This is a genomic window from Shewanella sp. SG41-4 (assembly GCF_014164505.1).
Lineage (GTDB): Bacteria > Pseudomonadota > Gammaproteobacteria > Enterobacterales > Shewanellaceae > Shewanella.
In genome coordinates, this window is record NZ_JACJFI010000028.1 from 20,894 (window position 1) to 28,376 (window position 7,483).

Here is a 7,483-nt window from a genome sequence, read left to right on the forward strand (position 1 = left end):
TGGTTATTATATGCGACCGCTGGTGCGTTGTGTGCATTCTGTGGTTAAGCGGCGGCAGAAATACCACTTTACATAAGTCGATTAACTGATAAAAAACCACAAATCGGCTACTTCGAAATCGTGATAGCCGATTTGCTATTGGAAAAGATTAAAGACTTCGGTTGAGATATTTAAGCGCTTTTTCATTACCTAATTCAGCACTTTGCTTTATCCATTTATCACCTTCAACTTGATCTTGGTTGCCAATCAATCGCTTTCCCAAAGCATATTGAGCATCGTGCTGTCCAAGCTCAGCGGCTTTAGTCAACCAACTCAAACCGAGCTTTTCGTTAACCGCTACCCCTTCGCCATTCAAATAAATTTCACTAAGATTCACCATGGCAATTATTCCACCCCAGTCTATAGAGGCTTCATAGAGTGAAATAGCTTTGTGTATATCTTGTGGCACACCCGTTCCTAAGCGATACATTTCGCCCAAGTTATTAGCAGCAGTGAGCTGCTTATTGGCGATAGCCCTTTCAAAGTGTAACTTAGCTTTTTGATAATCTTGTTCAACTACATCGCCGAAAAAGTATAGATTACCAATAAGCGCATCTGCATCGGCCTTTTCTATCCGTGCATATTCACGGTAAAGCTCAAACCCCTTATCGAGATCTTTGGCTACACCCTCACCTTTTAGATATAACTTGGCTAGCCTAATACATGAATAAGAACTTGAAAGACTTTGTTGATACCAGTTAATGGCCTTTTGAATATTATGATGTTCTGGACTTGCAGTTTCATATATCCAACCAATATTCGAACCAGTCTGTTGACGCCCTAGCTCATATGCTTTTTCAAAGTAAGTAATGGCTTTGTCAAAATCATGAGTAACCTCGGAACTTTGCGAATAAATAACACCACTATAATAAGCTGAGTTAGCACTATGGTTAACTGAACCCAATAGGTATGATAACGCTAACTTATCATTCTTCTCAGTCCCTTTACCTAAATGATAACTAATACCCAGATGCTTATAAGCGGCATTAAAGCCTAAATCTGCAGCTTGCTTAAGGTAAGAAAATGATTGTTTATCATCTTGTTGCACACCATTGCCGAAGCGATACATTACACCTAAGTTTGTGAGTGCATTTGGATTACCTAATGCAGCTGCTTTATGAAAAAGCGGTACAGCAGTAGATAAATCTTTCTCTACTTTTTCACCGTTTAAATAAAGTACTGCAATATTATTTAACGCGAGCGCATTACCTTGATCGGCAGCCATCTTATAGAGTTGTAAAGCTGTTTGAATGTTTTGGGAAACATACTCACCATTTTCATAAAACATACCCACATTGACTTGCGAGTCTGCGTCACCAAGCTCTGCGGCTTTATGATAAAGCTCTACAGCAGCTAATTTATCCTCACCAACATTCCAGCCAAAATCATATGTTTTAGCAAGATAACCAACAGCAAAAGGATAATGATGCTCTACAGCAATGGCTAAATATTCATGCCCAAGTTGGATGTTTTTGTCAGCTCCAGCCCCATTAATATACATGAGAGCAAGGTTATACTGCGCAATTGCTGAATCACTATCAGCCGCCAATTTGTACCATCTAAAAGCTTGCTGTTGATCATTTTTTTCAAAGTCATAAAGATAAGCTAGCCCCAAATAACAAGATACTTGTTCTAACTCCGCCCCAATAAGGAAATTAGCCTCGGCTTTGTGTAAATCTTGATAACTTGGTTCATCTAGATACAGGTAACCTAACTCGCAATTTGCCATGGCAAATTTTTGATTAAGTGCTTTTTGATAATAGAAAATCGCTTTATCAAGATCTTTTTCTACAAATTCACCTTCACGATAAAAAGAAGCTAAATTAACAAAGGATTGAGGGTCATTTTGTTTCGCGGCTTTATTATACCAATGGAATGCAAGAGCATTATCTTCTTTAACCCCTAAAGCACCTAGGTCATAAATCAGCCCTAATTCACCCTGAGCTCTAGCATTACCGTCATTTGCAGCTTGCTGATAAAGTGTTAATGCTTTTTCTGGCTGATTGTTCTTATGATACGACTCTGCTAAACGTAATTGATCATCACTGTTATGAAGATTCGTATCAGTTTCGGTTTTGTCATTATTGCTAGATGTCGATGAACAAGCAGCTAAAAGTCCAGCGATCAGAGTGATAAGAAGAAGGTGATACATGTTATTCCTTTAACGATAATTTAGCATTTCAACATCATAACGACTTAACCCAAAATAATAAATATCACTTTACGCTACTGTTTATTTTTTATTACAAAAATATTTAATATCATGATGTTATTGATTTTCTATTTATTTCGCACAACGAAGTGCTACATAAGCGTCATGCTCTATATATGGGTTCAGCGACACGAGTGTCACACTAATTTCTGACATCAAAATAGAAGCTATTTCATTGCAGCACGGACATACACATCAAAACGATTTTTCTTACTTGCGATGATCATGCTGGGTTTTACCCCATCAAGATCGCCGGCATAATCTGGGCGCTTTACTACTACTCGTTTAGTGGCTAAGGCTATTGCGGGGGCCAGTAGTCCATCGGCATCTAGGTCTGCGCCGACTAAGGTTTGAAACACGCGCATTTCTTTTTTAACCAGGGCTGATTTTTCGCGGTGTGGGTACATAGGGTCAAGATAAACAACATCAATTTCAGTGCCAGACGCTTGAGCTGCATTGGCTAATGCACTAATACTTGAACCATGGAATAAGCTCATCAAATCGCGCATCCACTCGCCGATTTCGGCGTCTTCATAAGCTCGGCGTAAACCATCTTCAAGTAATGCAGCCACAACAGGATGACGTTCAACCATAATGACCTTACAGCCTAGGCTTGCCAGTACAAAAGCATCTCGGCCAAGTCCTGCGGTGCCATCAACTACGGTGGGTGTTACGCCTTGCTTTAGTCCGACAGCTTTGGCAATCGATTGACCGCGCCCACCACCAAACTTACGTCGATGCGCCACTGCACCAGACACAAAGTCAACGCTAATGCCGTCAAGCTTAGGCTCATCTCGCTTATGCAAACTCAAGCAGTTTTGATCGAAACGCAATTCAAAAGCGGCGTCTTTGTCCCACACGAACTGCCAGCGCTCGGCTATATCGGCTAATGAAGGATACTGCTGATTAAAGAAGATCGGTGTCTGCAACAAGATGATTACCATGCCAATGTAAGAAACTACGCCATTATGCCAAAAGCCATCACCAGTGAACACCTATACCTCGCGCGCTAGAAAACTTATAATGTCGTTATTACACAGTTTTTGCTGTCTCATTTAGTAAATGGAAATGCCCATGCTCAGTTATCGCCACGGTTATCATGCAGGCAATTATGCCGATGTACTTAAGCACTCAATGCTTATTCAAGTATTAAAAGCCATGCAAAAAAAAGATAAACCTTATGTGTATATCGATACTCATGCAGGTGCAGGTGCCTACTCATTAACCGATGAATTTGCTCAAAAAAACGGAGAGTATTTAGAGGGCGTTGCCAAATTATGGGACCACGCTAATTTACCCACCGCATTGGCCAACTATGTTGAAACTGTGCAGCACTTTAACGCTGAGTTTGATGGCGAGTTAACCGTGTACCCTGGCTCACCCGCTATAGTAGATGTTGAGCTTCGTCCACAAGATCGTATGGTGTTACACGAACTGCATGGTACTGACCATGAGTTATTAGCAGATTATTTTGTGGAAGACAGACAAGTCAAAGTCATTAAAGGTGATGGTTTACAGGGATTAATTGCCGCTGTACCGCCATTAGAACGTCGTGGGGTGATATTAATCGACCCAAGCTATGAAATGAAAACTGACTATCAAGATGTTGCTCAAGCCATCATTAAAGCCCACAAACGCTTTGCTACCGGGACATTTCTTTTATGGTATCCGGTGGTTAAACGTGAGCAAACAGAAGCTATGTTAACGCTGCTCAAAAATAGTGGCATTAACAAACAACTGCGTATTGAGCAAGGCATTAGCGCCGACAGTGACGAGTTTGGTATGACGGCAGCGGGTTTATGGGTAATTAACCCACCTTGGCAAATGGATGTATTGGCTAAAGAAGCATTAGATTATTTGGCGCCACTATTAGGCCGTGCCGACGGTCATACTACTGTGAAGTGGGAAGTGGGCGAATAATTTCACCTCTGCAGGATTTATTTGGCAGTGCAATGTGAATACTGAATACTGATTACTGATTACTGATTACTGATAGTAGATAATAGAAAATGCCCAAACCGCAGCAACGGTTTGGGCATTTTTATTGTTTATCTTCAATAGCTGTTACAGCGTTTTACTTAAAGAATGCACCTGCTGCACCCGGAAACACCACCGGGCTAACATTGCCATTCGCGGCAACACTCGCAACACCATACAAATAATTGTCGATAACCATATTATCTAAGGTGAACTGATTAACCTTGCCGACATAGCGACTATGCGTCCATTCCGCTACTGTCGTTGAGCGCCAATATACGCGATAACCGACAACGGTTTTATCATCACTACTTGCCCAGCTTAAGGTGGTACTCGGTGATACTTGCCCAGCAATAGTCACCTTAGTCGGTGGCGCGGGAGCCCAAGCTTGAGACGCTAAACTTAGCGCATTAAGCGCGGTCAGTTTAGCAGTAAAGCCAAAATCAACACCTTCAATCACATCACCATATGCAATACCATTTTCTACCCGTATATCTTGATGCTGCCGATTATAGTTCTCGTTGGTTTCCATAATCCGCACGGCTGGTAATCCTGCCTGATTAAACGGTAAATGATGCCCACCACGACCAAAACGATCGAGTCGGTACACCAGCATCACCTCTAAATTAGTCATGTACTGGTCGGCTAGTGATTTAATTTTACGGGCTAAATTGCGTGAAGCAGAATCATTTTCGCCGCCACTGAAATAGCGTTCTTTGGCTTCATCTACCGTTTCGGCAAAACGTACACCTTCAGAAAACACCCGCACACTACTGTTATTCACCACACCATTAATGCCAGATATATTGCCAATCATGTCATTATTTAATACTGCTTGAACCTGCCAATTTTGCGCTTTAGCGTAATCGGCTAAAATATTGCCGCCATATAAACCTTGTTCTTCGCCCGACAACGCAGCATAAACGATAGTGCCGTTAAATTGATATTTTGATAATACTCGCGCAGCTTCTAACGCCCCAGCCACACCCGATGCATTGTCGTTAGCGCCCGGAGAAATTGAGGTAGCATCCAACACGTCACTGACACGCGAGTCAATGTCACCGCTCATCATCACTACACGATTAGGATCCGTTTTACCGCGCTGAATCGCGATAACGTTAACCACTTCGGTTGGATTCTCGATTCGTTTACCTTGAACAGTGTCGCCCACTGTCACCACTTCTAAACAGCCACCACACTCTTTGGATATACGATTAAACTCAGCCTCAATCCAACGTCTGGCTGCACCAATACCTTGAGTATCAGATTGGGTATCCGACAAAGTGTGCCGAGTACCAAAACCGATTAAGGTACGAATATCTTGTTCAATCCGCTTAGCTTGCGGTGCGGTAGCGATGTCGTATAAACGCACATCTTCTTGTGAGGGAGCTACAAACGATGATTTGTCGGCAGCAAATGCAGGCACGGTTACAGCGCCCAATATCAACAACCCAGCCATGCCCGCTAAACAATAACCGTTGTTACGACTGAGTTTGACCCGCTTAGGTTGTACTTTATGAATTAAATGGTTCATTAATAAATACCTTAAGTTAACTGGCTAATGCTTTTTGGTAGCGTTTTAATAATATTTTTACGCGCTTTACATAAGCTTGTGTTTCAGGATAGGGCGGTATACCGCGGTATTGCATCACCGTTGTTGGACCAGCATTGTATGCCGCACAAGCAAGGTCAATGTCGCCGTCAAACTTGCTTAATAATTGCGCAAGATAACGACTGCCACCCCGAATATTCTGTTGAGCATTAAAAGGATCATCAACGTCCATATCGCTCGCGGTACCTGGCATTAATTGCATTAAGCCTTTGGCACCGGCTTTGGATAACGCGCCAATTTTAAACGCTGACTCGGCATGAATCACAGCTCGAATGAGCGCTGGGTCAAGCTGATACTGCCGCGCGGCTAAAGCCACATCGGTAGCAAAATGTGAAGTAAATAATGGGATTTTATACCAATCGATAACCGAATCGACCCGGCATGCAAAACATTCATACAATAATACTTGGTAGTCTGCATCCAGCGGTTGTTGATCGCTAAACACCATCACCCCATTGGTTTGCTTGTATTGAAACACTTTACGCTTTTCCACGCCTAAATCACTGACAATACCATTTTCGGAGTAACTGGCCTTGACGCGAGGCTTGCTCGATACTGTGCCCGATTTAGTTAACGAATAATTATTGGTTAAGGTACGCGGTTTCTGTTTGTCGCTCACATAGCCAGCATTCAACGACAGCTGATCATTAATAGATTGCTCATTAACAACCTTAGTGCTGCGTTGGCTCAACACGTTATACGTTTCAATCGTTGGCGCGGAGTGGTTTTTAGCGTTAGCCGTTTGAGATTGTTGTAACGATAACTGTTTTTTTACTGCGGTTTGCTGAGGAATATACTTAGCTTTGATTTGCGGCTTTTCAACTTCTTCCACGGCAGGATAAACCACTTGCTTGGCTTGCACATGCAAAGGTATACAAGCACAAGCCAACAACGTAGCGATACTCAATAGCGTCTGCCGATTACGCCATGTCATGGGACTATTCCTGCACTTGATCGAATATTGGCATCGGCGCGATACGGGCTAACTTTGCCACTGCCGAACCAGGGAAAATTTTAACCCCACTGTTTAACTCATCTACGGCTTTGCGGTAAAAGTCTTCTGCGTGGACAAAGTCTAGCTCTAGCTGTATATACTCGGCGAGCTGCTCGGCGCACAGCTTGTCTTTATTCACTGTAGCTAATAGCGCTTCTAAACCTTGATCAATCTGCTGCCAAGCTGCTATCGATACCGACAAAGAGCCACCAGCCATATTTGACTCTTCAATCGGTTGTTCCCAATCGTGTTCGGGCTGTAACTGTTTTAGTAGCTCCAACTGAGTCTGTTGGTCATCTGTTAAAGGGCGTGGATAAGATGGTTTTTCCTGACATAGCTCGGTAAACAATGTCAGTCTTTTATCAATTTTTGAGTCGATAACTTTCAGCGCTTCAATAGCTGAAGTGCGTTTTTTAAGTAAACTGGCATACCAAAGATAAGCCAGAATAGCGGCTAAAGTGAGGCTTATAAAAAGCACCTGCATGGTGACATCCTTTATTATTGTTATTCACTATCATAATCATTATTTAACCTGAACTCGGGATAAAAAATTGAACTAATCGCCCTCTTCGTGATCAGATCTTTCGACCAAGAAGGAACCAATCACGCAGAGGGCTTATGAATAATTTAGTGGATATATTTTGTGATG

The 7,483-nt window shown here is 42.4% G+C and carries 6 protein-coding genes; 1 reads left to right on the top strand and 5 read right to left on the bottom strand.

What is annotated here, in order from left to right:
* Positions 1–148: 148 nt before the first annotated feature.
* Complete coding sequence (locus tag H5202_RS04765) at positions 149–2,191, bottom strand: tetratricopeptide repeat protein (RefSeq protein WP_182771048.1); 2,043 nt, start codon at positions 2,189–2,191, stop codon at positions 149–151.
* 227 nt (positions 2,192–2,418) lie between these two features.
* The gene (locus tag H5202_RS04770; RefSeq protein ID WP_182771054.1) at positions 2,419–3,195 is read right to left on the bottom strand and encodes a class I SAM-dependent methyltransferase; all 777 of its coding nucleotides are present in this window, start codon (positions 3,193–3,195) and stop codon (positions 2,419–2,421) included.
* 130 nt (positions 3,196–3,325) lie between these two features.
* On the opposite strand from H5202_RS04770, the gene H5202_RS04775 reads away from it, so the two are divergent.
* Complete coding sequence (locus H5202_RS04775) at positions 3,326–4,171, top strand: 23S rRNA (adenine(2030)-N(6))-methyltransferase RlmJ (RefSeq protein ID WP_182771049.1); 846 nt, start codon at positions 3,326–3,328, stop codon at positions 4,169–4,171.
* Between the two features lie 154 nt (positions 4,172–4,325).
* Here the strand turns inward: H5202_RS04775 and H5202_RS04780 are convergent, their stop codons facing one another.
* The 3 genes from H5202_RS04780 to H5202_RS04790 all read right to left on the bottom strand — a co-directional run bounded on the left by H5202_RS04780 (position 4,326) and on the right by H5202_RS04790 (position 7,318).
* Entirely contained in the window at positions 4,326–5,687 is a 1,362-nt protein-coding gene (locus tag H5202_RS04780; RefSeq protein ID WP_443019330.1) for a M28 family peptidase, read from the bottom strand.
* Positions 5,688–5,778: 91 nt separating this feature from the next.
* Entirely contained in the window at positions 5,779–6,459 is a 681-nt protein-coding gene (locus tag H5202_RS24160) for a lytic transglycosylase domain-containing protein (RefSeq protein WP_443019331.1), read from the bottom strand.
* A 319-nt stretch (positions 6,460–6,778) separates the two neighbouring features.
* Positions 6,779–7,318, bottom strand: coding sequence for a hypothetical protein (locus tag H5202_RS04790; protein WP_182771052.1), 540 nt, complete (start codon positions 7,316–7,318; stop codon positions 6,779–6,781).
* Positions 7,319–7,483 lie beyond the last annotated feature (165 nt).